General features: G+C 72.9%; 16 protein-coding genes. 3 read left to right on the top strand and 13 right to left on the bottom strand.

The window, feature by feature from the left end; translation table 11 throughout:
• Position 1 precedes the first annotated feature (1 nt).
• Entirely contained in the window at positions 2-3,412 is a 3,411-nt protein-coding gene (locus DEI97_RS06825) for a pyruvate carboxylase (protein ID WP_111075061.1), read from the bottom strand.
• A gap of 60 nt (positions 3,413-3,472) precedes the next feature.
• Between DEI97_RS06825 and DEI97_RS06820 the strand changes: the two genes are divergently transcribed.
• The gene (locus tag DEI97_RS06820) at positions 3,473-4,291 is read left to right on the top strand and encodes a ParA family protein (RefSeq protein ID WP_111075060.1); all 819 of its coding nucleotides are present in this window, start codon (positions 3,473-3,475) and stop codon (positions 4,289-4,291) included.
• Between the two features lie 477 nt (positions 4,292-4,768).
• Here DEI97_RS06820 and DEI97_RS06815 read toward each other — a convergent pair whose 3' ends face one another.
• The 7 genes from DEI97_RS06815 to DEI97_RS06785 form a co-directional block, all read right to left on the bottom strand.
• Positions 4,769-5,329 carry a MerR family transcriptional regulator gene (locus DEI97_RS06815; protein ID WP_110825505.1) on the bottom strand — a complete coding sequence of 187 codons (561 nt, stop codon included), beginning with the start codon at positions 5,327-5,329 and terminating at the stop codon, positions 4,769-4,771.
• Positions 5,330-5,513: 184 nt separating this feature from the next.
• On the bottom strand, positions 5,514-6,218 hold the full coding sequence (ftsR, locus tag DEI97_RS06810) for a transcriptional regulator FtsR (protein WP_111075059.1): 705 nt from the start codon (positions 6,216-6,218) through the stop codon (positions 5,514-5,516).
• Positions 6,218-6,688, bottom strand: a complete 471-nt coding sequence (locus DEI97_RS06805) for an FHA domain-containing protein (protein ID WP_111075058.1) — start codon at positions 6,686-6,688, stop codon at positions 6,218-6,220. Before DEI97_RS06805 ends, ftsR begins: the two co-directional genes overlap by 1 nt.
• 173 nt (positions 6,689-6,861) lie before the next feature.
• The gene (locus DEI97_RS06800; protein WP_181439267.1) at positions 6,862-8,445 is read right to left on the bottom strand and encodes a chitinase; all 1,584 of its coding nucleotides are present in this window, start codon (positions 8,443-8,445) and stop codon (positions 6,862-6,864) included.
• Between the two features lie 2 nt (positions 8,446-8,447).
• Positions 8,448-10,895: a glycosyltransferase family 2 protein gene (locus tag DEI97_RS06795; protein ID WP_111075057.1), complete on the bottom strand. Its 2,448-nt coding sequence runs from the start codon at positions 10,893-10,895 to the stop codon at positions 8,448-8,450.
• A 264-nt stretch (positions 10,896-11,159) separates the two neighbouring features.
• A complete protein-coding gene (locus tag DEI97_RS06790) occupies positions 11,160-12,185 on the bottom strand; it encodes a FecCD family ABC transporter permease (protein WP_111075056.1) in 1,026 nt (341 codons plus the stop codon).
• On the bottom strand, positions 12,182-13,216 hold the full coding sequence (locus DEI97_RS06785; protein WP_111075055.1) for a FecCD family ABC transporter permease: 1,035 nt from the start codon (positions 13,214-13,216) through the stop codon (positions 12,182-12,184). The genes DEI97_RS06790 and DEI97_RS06785 overlap by 4 nt, the downstream gene beginning before the upstream one ends.
• A 187-nt stretch (positions 13,217-13,403) precedes the next feature.
• Here DEI97_RS06785 and DEI97_RS06780 point away from each other — a divergent pair, with 187 nt between their 5' ends.
• A complete protein-coding gene (locus DEI97_RS06780) occupies positions 13,404-14,969 on the top strand; it encodes a S1C family serine protease (protein WP_258376715.1) in 1,566 nt (521 codons plus the stop codon).
• 133 nt (positions 14,970-15,102) lie between these two features.
• Here the strand turns inward: DEI97_RS06780 and DEI97_RS06775 are convergent, their stop codons facing one another.
• Complete coding sequence (locus DEI97_RS06775; protein ID WP_111075054.1) at positions 15,103-16,275, bottom strand: hypothetical protein; 1,173 nt, start codon at positions 16,273-16,275, stop codon at positions 15,103-15,105.
• Positions 16,276-16,386: 111 nt separating this feature from the next.
• Positions 16,387-16,674: a hypothetical protein gene (locus DEI97_RS06770; protein ID WP_258376714.1), complete on the bottom strand. Its 288-nt coding sequence runs from the start codon at positions 16,672-16,674 to the stop codon at positions 16,387-16,389.
• Positions 16,675-16,763: 89 nt separating this feature from the next.
• Between DEI97_RS06770 and DEI97_RS06765 the strand changes: the two genes are divergently transcribed.
• The gene (locus tag DEI97_RS06765) at positions 16,764-17,126 is read left to right on the top strand and encodes an RNA-binding S4 domain-containing protein (protein WP_111075053.1); all 363 of its coding nucleotides are present in this window, start codon (positions 16,764-16,766) and stop codon (positions 17,124-17,126) included.
• 24 nt (positions 17,127-17,150) lie between these two features.
• On the opposite strand, the gene DEI97_RS06760 is transcribed toward DEI97_RS06765, so the two are convergent.
• From DEI97_RS06760 to DEI97_RS06750, 3 genes are all read right to left on the bottom strand, one after another.
• Positions 17,151-18,092 carry a DnaJ domain-containing protein gene (locus DEI97_RS06760; RefSeq protein ID WP_111075052.1) on the bottom strand — a complete coding sequence of 314 codons (942 nt, stop codon included), beginning with the start codon at positions 18,090-18,092 and terminating at the stop codon, positions 17,151-17,153.
• Between the two features lie 109 nt (positions 18,093-18,201).
• Positions 18,202-18,948, bottom strand: coding sequence for a phosphotransferase enzyme family protein (locus tag DEI97_RS06755; protein ID WP_111075051.1), 747 nt, complete (start codon positions 18,946-18,948; stop codon positions 18,202-18,204).
• A 179-nt stretch (positions 18,949-19,127) separates the two neighbouring features.
• The gene (locus tag DEI97_RS06750; protein ID WP_111075050.1) at positions 19,128-20,075 is read right to left on the bottom strand and encodes an NUDIX domain-containing protein; all 948 of its coding nucleotides are present in this window, start codon (positions 20,073-20,075) and stop codon (positions 19,128-19,130) included.
• Position 20,076 lies beyond the last annotated feature (1 nt).

The raw sequence follows: 20,076 nt of genomic DNA, 5'->3' as shown, positions 1-20,076 counted from the left end.
GTTACTGCAGCACCACCAAGAGGTCGCCGGCGTCCACCTGCTGGGTCACCGGGATCGCGAGACGGCCGACGGTCCCCGCGACGGGTGCCGTGATGGCCGCTTCCATCTTCATCGCCTCGATGCTCGCCACGGCCTGACCGGCCTCGACGACGTCACCGACGGCGACCTTGAGCGTCACGACCCCGGAGAACGGGGCGGCGACGTGCTTCGGGTCGGACCGGTCCGCCTTCTCGGCGGCCTTGGTCTCGACGACGACCGAACGGTCACGCACGGCCACCGGCCGGAGCTGTCCGTTCATGGTCGCCATCACGGTCCGGATGCCCCGGGCGTCGACCTCGCCGATCGCCTCGAGCCCGACGAGCAGGTTCACGCCCTTGCCGAGCGGCACGACGTGCTCCTCGCCGGCGCGGAGGCCGTAGAGGTAGTCGACGGTCGGCACGACGGACAGGTCGCCGTACTCGTCACGGACCTGCTGGAACTGGCGGGTCGGCTGCTCGAACAGCAGGCGGTTCAGGGCCTGCTGCCGCACGGTGCCCGGGGTGTCGAGGGCGGCGCGCTCGTGCTCCGGCACCGGGGTGACCTCGATCCGGACGTCGCGCCCGGCCAGGACCTTCGAGCGGAACGGCTCCGGCCAGCCACCCGGCAGGTCGCCGAGCTCGCCCGCCATGAAGCCGACCACCGAGTCCGGCACGTCGTACTTCTCCGGGTGCTGCTCGAAGTCCGCCGGGTCGGCGTTCACCGCCGCGAGCTGCAGGGCGAGGTCGCCGACGACCTTCGACGACGGAGTGACCTTCGGCGGGCGTCCGAGGATCCGGTTCGCCTCGGCGTACCAGTCCTCGACCTGCTCGAAACGGTCGCCGAGGCCGAGCGCGATGGCCTGCTGACGGAGGTTCGACAGCTGCCCGCCGGGGATCTCGTGCTTGTACACACGGCCGGTCGGGCCGGCGAGCCCGGACTCGAACGGCGCGTACACGCGGCGGACGGCTTCCCAGTAGGGCTCGAGGTCGCCGACGGCACCGAGGTCGATGCCGGTGTCCCGCTCGGTGTGAGCGAGGGCGGCGACCAGCGCCGACATGCTCGGCTGGCTGGTGGTGCCGGCCATCGGTGCCGCGGCCACGTCCACCGCGTCCGCACCGGCACGGGAGGCCGCCAGGAGGGTCGCGAGCTGCCCGCCCGCGGTGTCGTGCGTGTGCACGTGCACCGGCTGGTCGAACCGTTCGCGCAGCGCGGCGACGAGCTTCTCGGCCGCACCGGCGCGGAGGAGCCCGGCCATGTCCTTGATGCCGATCACGTGCGCGCCGGCGTCGACCATCTGCTCGGCGAGCCGCAGGTAGTAGTCGAGCGTGTAGAGGTCCTCGGCCGGGTCGAGGAGGTCGCCCGTGTAGCAGAGCGCTGCTTCCGCGACGGCCGTGCCGGTGGCGAGCACGGCCTCCAGGGCGGGACGCAGCTGACTGACGTCGTTCAGCGCGTCGAAGACCCGGAAGACGTCGACGCCGGTCGCGGCGGCCTCGGCGACGAACGCGTCCGTCACCTCGGTCGGATACGGCGTGTAGCCGACCGTGTTGCGGCCGCGCAGCAGCATCTGGATCGGGATGTTCGGCATCGCCTGACGCAGCGACGTCAGTCGCTCCCACGGGTCCTCGCCGAGGAACCGGAGGGCGACGTCGTAGGTGGCGCCACCCCAGGCCTCGACGCTGAGCAGCTGCGGGGTGAGCCGCGCGACGTGCGGCGCGACCGCGACGAGGTCCTTCGTGCGGACCCGCGTGGCGAGGAGCGACTGGTGTGCGTCCCGCATCGTGGTCTCGGTGACGGCCAGCGCGGTCTGTGCGCGGAGCGACCGGGCCCACTCGGCCGGGCCGACGCGGAGCAGCAGGTCACGCTGCCCTTGGGGGACCGGGGCGCCGAGGTCGACGGCCGGCAGCTTCGACGCCGGGTCGACCACGTGCGCTGCGGGCGAGCCGTTCGGCTTGTTGACCGTGACGTCGGCGAGCCAGTTGAGGACCTTCGTGCCGCGGTCCTTCGACACGTGCCCGTCGAACAGCTGCGGACGTTCGCCGATGAACGCCGTGGAGACGTCACCGCGGGCGAAGTCCGGGTCCTCGAGGACGGCCTGCAGGAACGGGATGTTCGTGCTGACGCCGCGGATCCGGAACTCGGCGAGGGCACGACGCGCGCGGGCGACGGCCGCCGGGAAGTCCCGACCGCGGCACGTCATCTTCGCGAGCATCGAGTCGAAGTGCGGGCTGATCTGCGCCCCCGTGGCGACCGTGCCGCCGTCGAGCCGCACGCCGGCGCCGCCCGGGCTGCGGTAGGTGGTGATGCGGCCGGTGTCGGGACGGAAGCCCTGGTTCGGGTCCTCGGTCGTGATGCGCGTCTGCAGCGCGGCACCGTGCACCGCGACCGAGTCCTGCGACAGCCCGAGGTCGGCGAGGGTCTCCCCCGCGGCGATCCGCATCTGCGACTGGACGAGGTCGACGTCCGTGACCTCTTCGGTCACCGTGTGCTCGACCTGGATGCGCGGGTTCATCTCGATGAAGACGTGCTGGCCGGCGCGCTCCCCCACGGTGTCGAGCAGGAACTCGACCGTGCCGGCGTTGACGTACCCGATCGACCGGGCGAAGGCCACGGCGTCGCGGTGCAGTGCTGCGGCGATCTCCGGGTCGAGGTTCGGCGCCGGGGCGATCTCGACGACCTTCTGGTTGCGGCGCTGCACCGAGCAGTCCCGCTCGAACAGGTGGATGGTGCCGGCGTCGGTGCCGGTCGCGTCGGCGAGGATCTGGACCTCGATGTGGCGCGGCCGGAGCACCGCCATCTCGAGGAACATCGTCGGGTCGCCGAACGCACTGTCGGCCTCCCGCATCGCCTCTTCCAGTGCGGGACGGAGCTCGGCCGGGGTCTCCACCCGGCGCATGCCACGACCGCCACCACCGGCGACGGCCTTCGCGAACACCGGGAAGCCGATCACTTCGGCACCGGCCACGAGTTCGTCGACGTCGCGGCTGGCCGGGGTGCTCGCGAGCACCGGGACACCCGCGGCGATCGCATGCTCCTTCGCCGTCACCTTGTTGCCGGCCATCTCGAGCACGTGCTCGCCCGGGCCGATGAAGGTGATGCCCGCAGCGGCAGCCGCGGCGGCGAGCTCCGGGTTCTCGGACAGGAAGCCGTAGCCCGGGTAGATCGCGTCCGCGCCCGACTCGCGGGCGACCCGGATGATCTCGGAGACGTCCAGGTAGGCGCGCACCGGGTGGCCGCGTTCGCCGATCAGGTAGGCCTCGTCGGCCTTCAACCGGTGCAGGGAGTTGCGGTCTTCGTACGGGTAGACCGCCACGGTCCGGGCACCGAGCTCGTACGCTGCGCGGAAGGCTCGGATGGCGATCTCGCCACGGTTCGCGACCAGGATCTTGGTGAACACGAGGTCCCTTTCAGCCCGGGTTGAGGTCTCACAACCTTACTGGCGGTAACGTTGCTCATCGTGCATGTACTCAGCGTGAGCTCCCTCAAGGGCGGTGTCGGCAAGACGACGGTGACGCTCGGCCTGACGTCGGCGGCGTTCGCCAAGGGTCTGCGCACCCTCGTGGTGGACCTCGACCCGCAGTCGGACGTCTCCACGGGCCTCGACATCAACCTGACCGGCCACCTCAACGTGGCCGACGTCCTCGAGAACCCGAAGGAGAAGATCGTCCGCCAGGCAATCGCGCCGTCCGGCTGGACGAAGGGTTCCCAGGGCAAGATCGACGTCATGGTCGGGTCGCCCTCCGCCATCAACTTCGACGGGCCGCACCCGTCGATCCGCGACATCTGGAAGCTCGAAGAGGCCCTGGCGAACGTCGAGGCCGACTACGACCTGGTGCTCATCGACTGCGCTCCGTCGCTGAACGCGCTGACCCGCACGGCGTGGGCGGCGTCCGACCGCGTGACCGTCGTCACCGAGCCCGGCCTGTTCTCCGTCGCCGCTGCCGACCGGGCCCTGCGCGCGATCGAGGAGATCCGTCGTGGTCTCTCGCCGCGCCTCCAGCCCCTCGGCATCATCGTGAACCGTGCCCGCGTGCAGTCGCTCGAGCACCAGTTCCGCATCAAGGAGCTCCGCGACATGTTCGGGCCGCTCGTGCTCTCCCCGCAGCTGCCTGAGCGCACGTCGCTGCAGCAGGCGCAGGGTGCCGCGAAGCCGCTGCACGTCTGGCCGGGCGAGTCGGCGCAGGAGATGGCGCGGAACTTCGACCAGCTGCTCGAGCGCATCATGCGCACGGGCAAGATCGGCCCGTACGCGGACGGTGCGGGCGCGATCGCCTGACGTTCGTTCGTCGCTCGGAGGGTCGCCCGCGGGCGGCCCTTCGTCGTTCCCCCGGGGCGCGTGCGGCCGAGCGGCGGGCGTACCCGGCCATCTGCGGTGCGCGGCTCGGTCTGCCGGCGCGCGCCGCGCCTCCCGAGGTCGCACAACACGCCGCAAGGCGGTCGCCGACGTCGCAGGAACTGTCGGCCCGCCGCCGCAGACACGGCAGAACGTGCGACCTCGGCGGGCCTGTCGGCGCTGACTCCCGGACCCTCTGTACGACCCGGCTCGGTCTGCCCGCGCACGCCGCGCCTCCCGAGGTCGCACAACACGCCGCAAGGCGGTCGCCGACGTCGCAAGAACTGCCGGCCCGCGACCGCACAGCCGGCAGAACGTGCGACCTCGGCGGGGGCGGCGGCGGGACGGGAGGCGCGCGGGGCGCCCGTCAGGCGGGCGTCGGAACCGGGACGGTCACGACAGCCACGACGGCCGGGACGGTCAGGACGCGCGGGTCGCCCGGCGCGCCGCGAGCTCGTCGCTGGGGTCCTCTGCCGGGGTGGCATCGAGCTCGACCAGGGAGGACTCGACCTCGCGCAGGACCTTGCCCACGGCGATGCCGAAGACGCCCTGCCCGCGGGAGACCAGGTCGATGACCTCGTCGTCGGAGGTGCACAGGTACACCGAGGCGCCGTCCGACATCAGGGTCGTCTGCGCCAGGTCGCTCACGCCGGCTTCGCGGAGCTGGTTCACGGCGGTGCGGATCTGCTGCAGCGAGATGCCGGTGTCGAGCAGGCGCTTCACGAGCTTGAGGACGAGGATGTCGCGGAAACCGTAGAGCCGCTGCGAGCCGGATCCGGCAGCGCCGCGGATCGTGGGCTGCACGAGTTCGGTGCGGGCCCAGTAGTCGAGCTGGCGGTAGCTGATGCCGGCTGCCTTCGCGGCGACGGTGCCGCGGTAGCCGTTCTGCTCGTCGTGCTCGGGCAGGCCGTCGGTGAACAGCAGCCCGAGGTCGTACCGCGTCATGTCAGACGGGGTACCGGGGACATCGTTCCCACTCATCAGCTTGCCTTCCACGACGATCGAGCTCCCACCCGAAGCTTCAACAGCGGGTTGAGAGTTGTTCCGAGGTCCACGGTAGCGAGTCGGGCGGCGTGGAGGCGGGACATCCGCACCGGCGCGTCCGGCGTGTCGAGGATATGCCCCGGCACCGACCGCCGTCGAGGGTCCGACCCGCCCGGGCCGCTCACGAGTCGAGCCGACCGATGGCCGCGCGGATGAGTGACGATCGGATGACCTCGAGGTGTCCGGCGATCTCCCGGGCGAGTTCGAGGGCCTTCGCGCGGGACGTGGCGTCCCCACGGCGGGACACCGGCATGAGAGCCGACTCGATGAGACCGACCTCGCGCTCGGCGGTGCTGCGGAAGGTCCGGAGGTGTCGGGGCTCGATGCCGGAGCGCTGCAGCTCGACCAGGGCCTTCAGCACACCGACCGAGTCCTCGCCGTAGGAGTCGGACGCCGGGATGAGCGAAGCGGACACCGCGTCACCGACGAGCATCGGCGACGCACCGGCCGCACGCTGGAGTTCGTCGCGGGAGTACCGCCGCTCGCGCCCGAGCATCGACGGACGCGGGACGTCACCACCGCCAGGCAGGGCCGGTTCGCGTCCGGCGTCGAGGTCGGCGAGGTAGTCCTTGATGACCTTGAGCGGCAGGTAGTGGTCGCGCTGCAGTCCGAGCACGATCCGCAGTCGGTCGACGTCGGCCGACGAGAACTTCCGGTAGCCGCTCTGGGTGCGGATCGGCGTGACCAGCTCACGCTCTTCGAGGAAACGCAGCTTGGAGCTCGACAGGTCGGGGAACTCCGGCTTCAGACGCGCGAGGACCTGCCCGATCGTGAGCAGGTCCGGCGCCGGGGACACCGCCCGCGCCGCAGCGGAGCGGGGTGCCACTACGCGTTCGCCAGGCGCGCCAGGTCGACCCGGGAGGCGTAGAACGTCAGCCGGAACTTGCCGACCTGCACCTCGGAACCGTCGACGAGCAGTGCTTCGTCGATGCGGACACCGTCGAAGTACGTGCCGTTCAACGAGCCGAGGTCCTTCACGCTGAACGACGTGCCCCGACGGACGAAGTCGGCGTGCTTGCGCGACACCGTGACGTCGTCGAGGAAGATGCTGGCGTCGGGGTGTCGGCCGGCCGTCGTGACGTCGGAGTCGAGGAGGAACCGTGCACCCACGTTCGGACCGCGACGGACGACGAGCAACGCCGAGCCCGACGGCAGCGCCGAGATCGCGTCGCGTTCTTCTGCGGTGACTCCGGCCTCGGGCGTGAGCGCCGCGGCGTTCTCCATGCTGAAGGTCAGCGTGGTGTCGACCAGCCGCTCTTCCGGGCGTCCCGGCTGCGGGACCACTGGATCTGGCATCGTGGACCTCCTCCTCTTGGTCGTCCAGCGTATCGGAAACGACGCACTCGGCGAGAGCCCCGTGCACAGGGGACATGCGGCGGACTCCCACGGACGGACGGGAGGCTCCCCACCAGCTGGTGGGGAGCCTCCCGTCCGTCAGGTCGCCGGGTCGTGCCGCAGGGCCTCTGCGGTCAGTGTCCGGCGGCGGACGGCGCCGACTTTCCGGACTGCACGTCGTGCAGGATCTCCTGCACCTCGGCGTCCTTCAGCCGCGTCCAGGGCGAGCCGTCGGGGTCGCTGGTGGAGGCCTCCGGGCTGTCGCCGGTGTTCCACCACTTCGCCTGGTACGGCGTGCCGTCGAACAGGACCCGGTCGCCGGTGTCGTAGCTCGTGGTGCCCGACCAGGCCGGGTAGGTGCCGGACGGCAGCTGGACGGGTGCGACCGGCTTCTCCCCCGGCAACACCGGGCCGACGAGCTGCCACGGCGTCTCGTAGGAGCTGAGCACGGCGTCGTCGGGCAGGTCGCCGGACGTCCACCACTTGGCCTCGTAGACGTTGCGGTGCCAGACGATCTTGGTGCCCTCGAGGTAGGCCGAGTCCTTGTCCCACACCGGGTAGGGGCTGGTCGACGGGTCGTCGGAGGGCTGCGTGGTCGAGGACGGCTCGGCGGTCGTCACGTCGCCGGACGCCGCGACGATGCCGCCGCTGAAGCCCTTGCCGAGCACGTCGGCGAACAGCTTGCCGTCCTGGTCGACCCCGGAGCACGAGTTCGACACGGTGGACAGGTTGACGTAGTTCGAACCGCACGTGGTGTCGCGGTTGAGGGACCACATCGACATCCGCCCGAGCCCGGTCTGGCGTGCCCATGCGTTGAGCTTCGCCGCGTCGCGCATCGAGAAGACCTCGTCCTGCACGTCGTTCTGGCCGATCATCGGGGTGGCGCCGACCTTGTGCCAGAGCGTGCCGTCGCTGAGCGGGGTGCCGGCGCGGGTGTACAGGATGCCGAGCTGGCGGTGCACCTGCTGCAGGGTCTCGACCGAGGCCGAGTACATGCTCTGGCTCGAGCCCATGCTGTCGCCGTAGTCCATCGTCATGGCGTTGACGCCGGCCAGGTCGACCCCGGCGCTGAGGAACTGCGACACGGCCTTGGTGCCGTCGGCGGTCAGTCCGCCGGGCGCGGCGGGCAGCGTGAGCCACACGGCGAGCGGGTGTCCGGCGCCGCGACGCTGCTCCTGCAGCTCCGCCACGGCCTGGGCACGGCGCTTGCCGGCGTCGGCCTTGGTCAGGTCGTCGCTCTCGATGTCGAAGTCCACCGTGGAGACGTCGTAGCGCTTCACGACGCTCTGGTACGCCGACACGAGCTTGCCCTGGTCGGTGCAGGTCGAGGCGAGCTCGTCGTTCGCCAGGCCGCCGAAGGACACCCCGACGGCGCCCTTCTGCTGCTCGAGGCGGGCGATGCGGCGGTCCAGGTCGAGCTGGTCCCCCGCTTCCTGGAGGCCGTAGGCGGCACCCCAGGTCGGCGTGCAGGCGTGATCGTGGTCGGCCACCACGAAGGACAGCATGACGTCGCGGCCCTTCGCGGACTTGACATCCTCGAACGGGAACGTCGGGGTGACGGTGACGTCGGTGTAGGCGGCGAACCAGGGCTTCACCGTCTCGGCCGCCTGGGCGCTCTGCCACCGGTCGACGCCGGCGTACCCGCCGGCGACGACCGCGAGGGCGACCACGGCGGCCAGGGTGACCCGGACCGGGGAGAGTCGTCGTGTGGTGCTCATGGTCAGGCCGCCGTCTTCTCGTCGTGCTGCACGGCCAGGCCGCGCTGGGCACCGGCGGTGCCGGCCCCGATCTGATGGGTGGTCCCGGGGTGGGTGGTCCCGGGGTGGGAGGTGCCGAGGTGGTCGGCCCCGAGGTGTTCCGGGATGGTCGTGCCGCGCTGGCCGAAGTAGAGCACCGAGCGCCAGTCCTCGGTCGCGGGGACGGCCTCCGGGACCAGTCCGCGTCGGACGGCCTTGGCGGTGGCGCGCTCGTCCTTCCGCGCTGCACGGCGTGCGGCGCGGGCGGACGGGTCGTAGAACATCCACTTCGTCGCCCAGATGAAGACGTCGACGACGGAGTTCCAGAGGCCGATGTAGGCGGTGATGGCGTACAGGGCGAGCAGGGCGTTGAAGGCGGCGAACACCGCGTTGCCCCAGTTCTGCGCGCCGAAGTCCCGCACGAAGGTGAAGACCGAGAAGGCCACCATGGCGTACGGGGCCAGGACGTAGAGCGCCGGCGAGGCCGTGCGGTCCTTGACCTTGGGCGTGCGGGCGAACGGGATCTTCTTCGCGGTGAGGGCCTGCTGCACGCTCTTCAGCACGCCGGCGACGTTCACCGGCATGAGGACCAGGTTGAAGCCGTAGATGCGCAGGATGTCGGTGCGCTTGTAGCCGCAGTACTTCAGGTCGCTCGCGAAGAGCCAGAAGTACGGCAGGGCGGCGAGCAGCACCATCGGGCTGAGCAGCCGCGAGTCGTACGGGTAGGCCAGCAGGAAGATCAGGCCGAGCGAGCCCCAGGCGATCGACGCCATGTAGTTGACGCGGAGCGCCATCTCGACGACGCTGACGCGCTCCCCGCGGGCCCGGCGCTCGCGCACCTGGCGGATGTACTTCGGCAGGATGAGCAGGCCGCCGTTCGCCCAGCGTCGCCGCTGCACGATCAGGGAGCCGAAGTCCGGCGGGGTGGCGCTGTAGGACAGGCGCTCCGGGTAGTTGACGAGGATCCAGCCGTGCATGCCGAGGTCGACGCTCGACTCGGTGTCCTCGATGACGGTGCGGTCCTGGACGTAGCGCTTCACCTCGAAGCCGCCGACGGTCTCGGTCTCCTCGATGTCGCGGAGGGCCCGGGTGCGGATGACCGCGTTCGCGCCGACCCAGAAGGTGGCGCCGTACTTCGACATGCCCTGGTGCAGGATGTGCTGGATGTCGGTGGTGGCACCGGCGAGCCGCTCGATGCGGGTCGCGGCACCGCGGAAGGACGAGTACGGCGTCTGGGTGACGGCGACGCGTTCGTTCTCGGGCTGCTCGAGGAAGTAGACCAGGCGCAGGCAGTAGTCGCGGAGCAGCACCGAGTCGGCGTCGAGCGTCAGGACGTAGTCGGAGGCGGGGACGACGAGGTCGGCGTCGGCTGGGTCGGTGACGGTGCGCAGGACGGTGCCGGACGCGGTCTCCTCGTGGCGGTAGGCGCCGCCGAGCAGGCCGATGTACGAGTTGAGGTTCATCGCCTTGTTCGCCTCGTGCGACAGGTTCGCGTAGCGCTTCCGCTCGAACGTGGTGATCTCGGCGGTGAAGGTCCACGTCAGGCGACGCTGCAGTTCGACCGCGCGGGCGGAGCTGACGTCGGTGGACTCGGCCGTGCCGGCGTCGGTGATCGCGGCGTCGAGCGCCTCGGCCGTCAGACGGAACTCGTCCGCCAGGCCGACGAGGACCTGGTCGGTGAAGAACTGGTCGACGTGGTCGGCGACGCCGTGTTCGCGGGCGTGGCGACGGAGCCAGGCGTCTGCCCAGCGGTGGTGCGCGACCAGGGTGCGCACGGCCTCCACGGAGGCCTGCGGGGCGTTCGCGGCCTCGACCTCGGCGGAGAGCAGGGCCTCCTGGAACCGGCGGGACGGCGCGGCCAGCTGCGACTGGATGGTGTCGGCGACGGCGCGGGTGCGCTCGAGCTTCGCGGCGGTCTCCGGGTCGGTCGGGAACGGCGAGTCGTCGACGAGCAGCACGATGCGGAGGTCCGGGTACTCCTGCAGGGCGGCGGACCACAGCGTGGTGGCGACGACCTCGGGCTCTTCGGCGTAGCTCGGCACGAGGACGGTCAGCGGCGACTCGTGGCCCTCGGCGAAGTGCCGGTCGAGTTCGGCGCGCGGGACGCGGACGTGGGTGGCGAAGCGCTCGAGTGCCCCCTGGCGGGCGACCAGGTGCATCAGGGCCGAGAAGGTCAGGAAGGTGACGACGACCGTGTACGAGATGGCCTCGGTGGTGAAGCGGAAGCTCTCGGTGCCGGAGTCCAGGAACTGGCGGATCACCGTGTAGACGACGTAGGCCAGCCAGAACGCGATGGTCAGGATGATGGCGACGCGTCCGGAGACGAGCTTCCGGTCGGAGGGGCGGGCGTGGATCGTGTCGAGCGGCTGGGTCCGTCGCTCGGCACCCCACTGGCGGCGGCGCGTCGGGGCACCGTCCAGGTGTTCGGGCATGCTGTCCTTCGTTCGTACCGGACCAGCAGCCGTCGGGTGTGGGCGCTGTCGGGAGTCCGGTGGTCGTCGATGACGGTACGGCGACGGGCGTCGTCGTGCGGACCCTCGGACGGGGGGTTCCGGGCACCTCCTGCGGGTTCCCGCAAGCGTGCGCGCAGACCCGCATCCGGGGGGCGGTACGGCGAGTCCGACCGCCGGCTGGACACGGCCTGGAGGCGCGGTGCACGTCCGTCGACCGGCTGCGGCCCGGTGGCAGGCGGGTCCTCAGCGCCCGCGGGCGAGCAGCCAGAGCAGGTAGGGCGCTCCGACGACTCCGGTGACCACCCCGACCGGCAGGGTGACGCCGGGCAGCGCGAACTGCGCCACGAGGTCGGAGCCGAGGGTGACGACGGCGCCGACGGCTGCGGCCGGGCCGAGGGCGATGCGTCCGCCGCCGACGAGCCGTCGGGCGATGGGTGCCGCCATCAGCGCGACGAACGCGACGGGTCCGGCGGTGGCGACGGCCCCGGCGGTGAGGAGCACCGCGGTGAGCAGGAGCAGCACCTTCGCCCGGTCGGGTCGGAGGCCGAGGGACGCCGCGACGTCGTCGCCGAGGGTCAGCACGGCGAGCCGCGGCGACTGCACGAGGGCGAGGGCCATCAGCACGAGGAAGCCGACCAGGAGCGCTCCGACGACGGTGCGGTCGACGGCGTTCAGGCTGCCGGAGAGCCAGAGCAGCGCGGTGCCCGCCTGCTGCAGGCTGCCGCTGGTGAGCAGCCACCCGGTGACGCTGAGGGCCATCGCGCCGACGCCGACGCCGACCAGGACGACCCGGTTGCCGGTGATCCCCCGCCGCCAGGCCAGGGCGGCGATGAGCACCGCGACGGCGACGGCCCCGACGAGCACCACCCCGAAGAGCAGCACTCCGGAGGCGCCGAACAGGACGATGGCGACGAGGCCCGAGGCACTGGCCCCAGCGGTGATGCCGATGACGTCCGGGCTGGCGATCGGGTTGCGGACGACGCTCTGCACGATCGCCCCGGCCGCGCCCAGGCTGGCCCCGACGAGGACGGCGGCCAGGACCCGGGGGCCACGGAGCTGTCCGAGCACGAAGTCCGAGATCGTGTCGCCGTGCCCGACGAGCGCGCCGAGCACCTGCACCGGCGAGAGCGGGATGTCTCCGACGCCCAGGCCGACCAGGACCAGGACGAGCAGCGCGACGAGGGTGCCGACGAGGACCAGTGCCTCGCGGCGCCGGGTCCCCCGGCGCCGCGGCCGAGGCTGGTCCGTCCGGGTCGTCGTCGCCGTCACAGTCCGCGCACCGCCCGGGAACGGACCAGCGCGATGAAGACCGGGGCGCCGATCAGCGCCGTGACGATGCCGACCTGCAGCTCCCCCGGGTAGGCGACGACCCGGCCGATGACGTCGGCGACGAGCAGGAGCGCGGGCGCGACCACGGCGGACAGGAGGATCGTCCAGCGGTGGTCGGGACCGGACAGTCGGCGGACGGCGTGCGGCACGGCGAGCCCGACGAAGGCGATGGGTCCGGCGGCGGCCACCGCGGAACCGGCGAGCAGCACGGTCACGACCGCGCCGACCGCCCGGACGAGCACCACGCGCTGCCCGAGCGACGCCGCCAGCTCGTCGCCGAGCGCCAGGGTGTTGAGCGAACGGCCGAGTCCGACGGCGATGACGAGCCCGACGACGATCGGGGCCACGACGACGCCGGCGGTGCGGAGGTCCTTGCCGGCGAGGGCCCCGACCTGCCAGAAGCGCAGCTGGTCGAGCAGGCTGGCGTTCGTGACGAGCACCGCGGTCGTGACGGAGGACAGTGCCGCGGCGGTGACGGCGCCGGACAGGGCGAGCCCGACCGGTGTCAGCCCGCCGCGGGCGACGGCGGCGATGCCGTACACGAGCAGTGCGGCCAGGGCGGCGCCCGCGAACGCGAACGGCAGGTAGGTGGCGGTCCCGCTGATGCCGAACACGGCGATGCCGACGACGACCGCGAGGGCAGCGCCGGCGTTCACGCCGAGGATGCTCGGGTCGGCCAGCGGGTTCCGGGTGATCCCCTGCATGACGGCGCCGGCGACACCGAGGGCCGCGCCGGCGAGCAGGCCGACGACGGTCCGGGGCACGCGGTTGCCGAGCACGATGAGCCCGATCTCGTCCGTCCGCCCCGGGTGCAGGAGCGTGTCGACGACGACGCCGAGCGGGATCGGACGTGACCCGACGGCGACGCTCAGGCCGCACGCGACGGCGAGCACGACGACCGCGAGGACGGTGGCGAGCACCAACCGGGACACGGGAGCGGGCGCCGGAGGCGCGACGGATCGGGATCGCATGGGAAGTGAGGCGAGCCTAATGGATGCTCCCGGCGCGGTTCCGAGGGGCAGTGGCGTCGCTGTCGGCAAGCGCCGAGCAGCTGCTCGGCACCACCATGGTCCGTTCATAGGGTCGTCATGGGAACGGGGCCTGTACTGACATCCATCGACGGCCGACCGGGCCGCGAGGAACGACCGGAGAGCACCGATGAACGAGACCCCGAACCCCATGCCGGACGACGAGCGTCGCGAGCCGGAGCAGGCCCAGCGGCAGGAGCAGCTGCCCTCGTGGGAGGCGCCGCACGCGGACCGGGCGTCCCTGCGTCCCGCCTACGCCTTCGACGGTTCCGGTCCGTACCTGTACGGACCCGACGGCACCGGTCCGTACGCGTACTCCCCCGACGGGCGCGGTCCGTACCTGGTCGGCAGCCCGGCACTCGGCGGGACGCAGCAGGGCGGCCCGACCGGCGCCCAGTACGGCGCGCAGTACGGCGCCGCGCAGTACGGTGCCGCGCCGCAGGGCTGGACCGGGGCGTTCGGCACCGCGCCGGGGACGAACCGACGCTCCCGCAAGCTGGCGCTGGCGATCGGGTCGGGGATCGCGGCGCTCGCGATCGTCGGTGCTGCCGGTGGCACCGCGCTCGGGCTGTCGTCGGTGCACACCACGACGACCTCCAGCCAGGGCTCGTCGCAGGGCACGACCACGACCCCGGGCACCGGCTCGGGCTCGACGGGTGACGGCAGCGGCACGAACGGCTTCACCGTCCCGGGCCAGGGCGCCGACGGCTCGGGCACCGACGGCTCGGGCACCGGCACCAACGGCACCGGTACCGGCAGCACCTCCGAGTCCGCCGCCACCCCGGCGACCGCGGCGCAGAAGAAGGGCGTCGTCACGATCGACACCGTGATCGGCTACGACCAGTCGCAGCAGGCGGCCGGCACCGGCATGGTCCTGACATCCGACGGCACGATCCTGACGAACAACCACGTCATCCAGGGCGCGACGTCGATCGAGGTCACCGACGAGACGACCGGCAAGCAGTACACCGCCGACGTCGTCGGTGCGGACGCGACGAACGACGTCGCGGTCCTCAAGCTGCGGGGCGCCTCCGGGCTGTCGACCGTCACGCTCGACGACGACGGCGGTGCGTCCACCGGTGACGCGATCACCGACGTCGGCAACGCCGAGGGCACCGGTGACCTGGTGGCGGCGACGGGCACCGTGACCGCCACCGACCAGGACATCCAGGTGCAGAGCGAGTCCGGCACCGGCACCGAGTCCCTGACCGGGCTGCTGCAGCTGGCGGCGCAGGTCGTCTCGGGCGACTCCGGCGGCCCGGTCCTCGACAGCGAGGGTGAGGTCGTCGGCATGGCCACCGCCGCGTCCTCGGGGACGGCCGACGTCACCGGGTTCGCGATCCCGATCAGCACGGCGAAGTCGATCGCGGACAAGATCCTGGCGGGCGACTCCTCGGGCACGATCACGATCGGGCTGCCGGCGTTCCTCGGGGTGCAGATCAGCAGCACCGCGACCGGCACGACCAGCGGGGTGCCGATCGCCGGCACCGTCGAGGGCTCCGGGGCTGCGAGCGCCGGACTGGCCGCGGGCGACACGATCACCAGCGTCGACGGCACCGCGGTCACGAGCTCGGACCAGCTGACGAAGACCATCAGCGGCCACGACGTCGGCGACCGGGTCTCGATCGGCTACACGACGAGCGACGGCACCGCGAAGACCGTCACCGTCACCCTGACCGCCGGCCCCGCAGCCTGACCCGACGACCTGACCCGACTCCACCGACAGCACCGGTCCGTCCACGACACGGACACCCCCGCACGACGCCCGCGCCCCACGGCGCGGGCATCGTGCTGTCCGGGGACGTCGGACCACAGGTGGTCCGGGTCGCTCAGCCGAGCAGCGCGCGGACGAGCGTCCGGTACACGTTCGCCGACGCCTCGGCCGTGAACGCCGTGGTGCCGCCCTCGGTCCGGCCGACCCGGGCGAAGCCGATCCCCTCGGCCGAGACCACGACGAGCGGCCGGGTCCGGCCGGGGCGCACGAGCGCCGACACCGTCCACGGGGCCGCCCAGAACGTGGCCAGGGTCGGGTCGTCCGCGGCCACGGCAGCGGGCAGGTCAGGCGTCGACTCGCCACCGGCCAGGCGTCGGTCGAGCAGGTCGCCGGGCAGGACCGACGTGCGGAACGGCCAGGTCCACGTCGGGCGGATGCCGAGCCTCCCGGCCAGCAGTCCGACCACGCGATCCGGCGGGACGGACGCGACCACGGACCGGCCGTCGGCACCGGTGTCGACGACGGTGCCGGACCAGGCCTGGAGGCGCGTCACCCGCCCGTCGTCGTCGTGCTGGTCGAGCGTGGTCGGCTGCACCCCCTCGGCCCAGGGGGCGAGGACGGCCGCGGTGTCCGGCGGTACCGTGCCGAAGCGGCCGACCAGGTCGGCGGCGACGAGTTCCCGACCGCCGTCGGTGCGGAGGAGCGCGGGGTTCCAGCGGCGACCGGCGAGGTTCTGCAGGGTCGAGACGGCATCGGCACCGAGCGACGGCCCGGTCAGGGTCGATCCGCTGAGCAGCACCGGCAGCGGTTCGAGGCTGCGCGACCCGCTCGCGGTGACCCGGTCGAGGACCCGGACCGAGTCGAGGACGGCGAAGACGACGTCGTCCGTGGCGGTCATCCGGGCGAGGGGCCGTTCGATCGTCAGGTCCACGCGGTGCCGGCCCGTGACGAGCAGCAGGTGCGCGCCGGCGACGTCGCCCTCCTCGTCGGGACGGACGTACTCCACCAGACGCGCGGGGGCGCCGGCCGTGGTCCAGACGTCACAGCCCACCAGGAGCAGCCCGTCGACCGAGCCCGGCAGCCGCTCGAGCAGCGAGGCGTTCTCGTCGCCGATCGCGCGGTCGCTCGGACGGGAGCGGACGGTGAGGACGACGTCGTCGCCGCGGACCCGGAGGTCGGCGCCGGCGGTCTCCTCGGTGCGCCAACCGGACGGGCGGACGAAGCGGACGCGGGCGGTGCGGTCCTCGGTCTGCCCGGCAGCGGCGGCGGGTGGGTCGGGGACGAGCATGCTGCGAGGCTACGTGCGGGCCCGCGGCCTCGGGTCAGCGGCTCGCCGGGACGGGGCGGATCACCGGGCCGGAGCGATCACCCGGCCGCAGCGATCAGCCGGCCGGAGCGATCACCCGGCTGTCCGGCGCGGTCGGGGTGACGGGGGCGGCGGGACGGGCTTCGCGGCGACCACGTCGGCGCGACGGACGGTGACGAGTCCGCGGCGGGTGGCGACGGTCACGGTCTCCGGGGTGCGGTCGGTGAGGTCGCCGAGGGCGTCCCGTGCGCCGTCGCCGTCGTGCGCCCGGACGACCAGCCGGTCACCGAGCGTCGCCGCGTCGAGCACGGCGAGGGCCTGCGCTCGGGCGATCTCGGCCTGCGACGGGGCGGCGGCGGGATCGCGGTCGGCGGCGGACATGCCTCGAGGGTACGGCGGCCGGTCGGCGGCGGGGATGCCTGCTGGCGACGGCCTGGGGTCCGTCCGACCACCGCGGCTAGGGTGGCCGGATGGACAAGGCCCGGGTGGACAGCTGGATCTGGGCGGTCCGGATCACCAAGACCCGGTCCGCCGCGACGACGGCGTGCAAGGCCGGGCACGTCAAGGTCAACGGCGAGCGGGCGAAGCCGTCGCAGCCGGTCGGCCCCGGGGACGAGGTCCGGGTGCGTCAGGCCGGGTTCGACCGGATCGTCGTCGTGAAGAGCATCATCCTCAAGCGCGTCGGTGCGACCGAGGCGGCGAAGCACCTCGAGGACAACACCCCGCCTCGGCTCCCTCCCGAGGAGGCCGGCTTCGTCCCGATCCGCGAGCGCGGCGCCGGGCGTCCGAGCAAGCGGGAGCGCCGCGACCTCGAGAAGCTCCGCGGGTACTGACCGGCGTCCCGCCGACCACCCGGGTCAGACGAAGCGGACGGTCTGCTGCAGGCGGTCGCGGATCGCGAAGACGTCGACCGAGCCCTCGGGCGACCAGTTGCCGGCGAGCACCTGCACGAGCGCACTCCGTCGGACGATCAGGGCCGTTGGCTTCCGGGGCGTGCCGATGAGTTCGACGTCCTCGTCCACCGCGGAGTCCGGCACGACGAGCAGCCGCCCGGTGAAGCGCACCCGGGTCTGCTTCTGCACGGCACGGGCGGCGCGGACGAGTTCCTTGACCGGGCGCTCCCCCGGCTCGAGCGTCTCGCCGACGACCTCGCCGTGTTCGATCAGCACCGGACCGCCCCAGTCGATGGACTCGACGGCCCAGAGCCCGGTCGGGGTGAGGACGGCGTGGTCGAGCTTGCCCTCGGCGCCGGCGTCCAGGTCGTGCCACACCGTCACGCCGATGCCCATGTCCGCGATGATCGCAGCGGTGGCCTCCTCGGCCAGTGCCTCGCCGAGCAGCCGTCGGACGGACCGCGGTGCCGAGCGGACCAGGGCGGGGTCGTAGGGGTCCTCGATCGGGTCGCCGAGTCCGACCCACTCGCGCTCGGCTGCCAGGAAGACCTCGCGCGACCGACCGCCGGGGTGGCCGTGCGACCGGGCTCGCGGGCGGGAGTCGCGACGCGCTGTGGGCGGTGCGTAGTCGTCGCGACCGGCACCGCTCCTCCAGGCCGCCGACCCGGACGGTGCGGACGACGAACCGGGACGGACCGCGCCGGTGTCGTAGGCGCGGCGGGCGGCCGGGGTGCCGATCAGCTCCCACGCGACCTGCACCCGGCGGAAGTGCTGCGCGTCGCCGCCGAGGTCGGGGTGGCTCTCGCGCGCGGCTCGACGGTAGGCGCGGCGGAGGGTCTCGTCGTCGGCGCTCGCGGGGACGCCGAGGACTTCGTACGGGGTGGCGTCGGCCGGGCTGTCGGTCATGGCCCTGGAACGCTACCCGACACGGGGTCGGTGTCCGCCGCGAGCGGGCTGGGCGGCTGCTGAGCAGAGCCGTCTGACCACGCCGTGCGGCCGGACCACTCCGGAGTGGTCAGACCAGCGCTGCCGTGATCGCGTCCGCGTGCTCCTCGAGCCAGGCGACGTCGGCGCGGTAGAGCTCCGCGTGCCCGTGGGCCAGGTCGCTGACGAACTTCGGGTTGCCCGCCGCCGCCTCGGTGTCGATCGTCGTGACGAGGGCCACCAGGCTCGACGTCATCGTCTCGACGAGCACGCTGCGGGAGCGGGCGTCCAGACCGTACGCGCGGCAGAACTCGGCGGCGCGGGTCACCCGGTCGGTGAACTCGGGCACGGGCCCGCCCTCGTCGACACTGCTGGTGAACGGGGCGAACCGGTACACGGCACTGGCGACGTCCCAGACCCGCGGGCCGGGGTGCGCCGTGTCGAAGTCGATCACGCCGACCGCCGCGATGCCGTCGTAGACGACGTTGTACGGGGCGAAGTCGCCGTGCACGATGGTCTCGACCGGCAGCCGCTCGGCCTGCGACCAGACGTCGGTCGTGTCGTCACGCGGGAACGAGGCGGCAGCGTCGTGGAACTGCCGCAGCAGGCGTGCGGTCGTGACGAGGGCGGCCTCGCTCGCGACGTCCGCGGTCCAGGGGTACTCGCCCGCCTCGCCGGGGACGAACGTCACGGTCTCGAGCTGTGCGCCGAGGGCGATCGGGGCGGGGGCCGCGACGAAACCCTGCTCGTGCAGGTGCGTCAGCAAGCGGTGCACGGTGGGGGTCCACGGCCCGGCAGGCCGGTGCACCCGGTCGTCGGCCTTGGTGATCCGTTCCATGGGGGAACCTCCTGAGCGTCGTCGTCGACGTGCTCGCCACTGTAGTGGCAGGAGCGGACGCTCGGGTCGGCCGACCGGCGACCATCCGATCGGCGCGCCGTCGGCGAGACGGAAGGCGCAGTCCGGACAGGATCAGGCCGGCTAGGGACAGCGACGGGCCGGAGTTGGACCGGTCGGAGTCAGTCCGGCAGCAGCTCCCGCAACCAACCCGGGCCGCGGACGTCGGCGCCGAGCGCCTGCACCCGGTCCCGCAGGCCACGGTCGGCGGTCACCACGACGACCGGCGCGTCCCCCGCGGCGACGGCCGCCTCGACGGCAGCGACCACCGCGTCGTCACCGGACGCCGCCGCCCGGTCGATCGTCACCGGCGGCAGACCCGGCCGCGGGGCGGACGGTGCCGGCTCCGTGGTCGCGCTGCGGGCCTCCCCCTCGAGCACGACGGTCCAGCGCGGCCACCAGGCGGTCGACGGCAGGTCGAGCGCGGTCGCGGGGACGCCGGCCGCGGCGAGCGCGCGGACCTGCTCCACGAGTCGGGTGGCGGCGCCGGCGCGGTCCTTCCACCAGCCGTCGGCGACGCTGCCGACGACGTTGGCGGCGTCGACGACGACGTGCGGGGTGCGGTCGAGGGTGGCGCGGAGGGCCGCCCAGGAGCGGCCGAAGCCGGGATGCAGGTCGAGCGCGTCGACGTCGGCGACGGGGACCCAGGCCAGGGCGAGGCTCTCGCGGTCGGCCATCACGGGTTCGAAGGGCCGGGAGGCGCGCCCCACGACGGTCGTGTACGTCCAGAACCCGAGGTCGAGGACGGCGGTGTGGCGGAGGTCGACGGCGTCGTCGGGGACGCCGGCTTCCTCGGCGGACTCGCGGAGGGCGGCGGTGACGGGGTCCTCGTGCTGGTGGCGGGCGCCGCCGGGGATGCCCCAGGTGTCGCCGTGGTGGCTCCACTCGACGCGGTGCTGCAGCAGGACGCGGCCGTGTCCGTCGTCGACGAGCAGGCCGGCGGCGCCGAAGCGGCCCCAGGCCTTTGTGCCGTCTGCGCCGTACGCCCAGGCGTCGCCCGGGTCGCGGGGGCCGGAGGGGGGTCCGGGTGGCGGTCCGGCAGGGGTCGCGGTCCGTCGTTCGTCGTCCACG

The organism is Curtobacterium sp. MCLR17_032 (assembly GCF_003234795.2).
In the GTDB taxonomy this organism is placed as follows: Bacteria; Actinomycetota; Actinomycetes; order Actinomycetales; family Microbacteriaceae; genus Curtobacterium.
The sequence above is the reverse complement of the archived record's forward strand: the minus strand, read 5'-3'. Positions and strand labels throughout refer to the sequence as shown.

Excerpts from the sequence above, each read along its gene's own strand:
- DEI97_RS06815 (WP_110825505.1), bottom strand. The coding sequence starts at position 5,329 with ATGAGTGGGAACGATGTCCCCGGTACCCCGTCTGACATGACGCGGTAC.
- DEI97_RS06805 (WP_111075058.1), bottom strand. The coding sequence starts at position 6,688 with ATGCCAGATCCAGTGGTCCCGCAGCCGGGACGCCCGGAAGAGCGGCTG.
- DEI97_RS06800 (WP_181439267.1), bottom strand. The coding sequence starts at position 8,445 with ATGAGCACCACACGACGACTCTCCCCGGTCCGGGTCACCCTGGCCGCC.
- DEI97_RS06795 (WP_111075057.1), bottom strand. The coding sequence starts at position 10,895 with ATGCCCGAACACCTGGACGGTGCCCCGACGCGCCGCCGCCAGTGGGGT.
- DEI97_RS06785 (WP_111075055.1), bottom strand. The coding sequence starts at position 13,216 with ATGCGATCCCGATCCGTCGCGCCTCCGGCGCCCGCTCCCGTGTCCCGG.
- DEI97_RS06780 (WP_258376715.1), top strand. The coding sequence starts at position 13,404 with ATGAACGAGACCCCGAACCCCATGCCGGACGACGAGCGTCGCGAGCCG.
- DEI97_RS06775 (WP_111075054.1), bottom strand. The coding sequence starts at position 16,275 with ATGCTCGTCCCCGACCCACCCGCCGCCGCTGCCGGGCAGACCGAGGAC.
- DEI97_RS06770 (WP_258376714.1), bottom strand. The coding sequence starts at position 16,674 with ATGTCCGCCGCCGACCGCGATCCCGCCGCCGCCCCGTCGCAGGCCGAG.
- DEI97_RS06765 (WP_111075053.1), top strand. The coding sequence starts at position 16,764 with ATGGACAAGGCCCGGGTGGACAGCTGGATCTGGGCGGTCCGGATCACC.
- DEI97_RS06760 (WP_111075052.1), bottom strand. The coding sequence starts at position 18,092 with ATGACCGACAGCCCGGCCGACGCCACCCCGTACGAAGTCCTCGGCGTC.
- DEI97_RS06755 (WP_111075051.1), bottom strand. The coding sequence starts at position 18,948 with ATGGAACGGATCACCAAGGCCGACGACCGGGTGCACCGGCCTGCCGGG.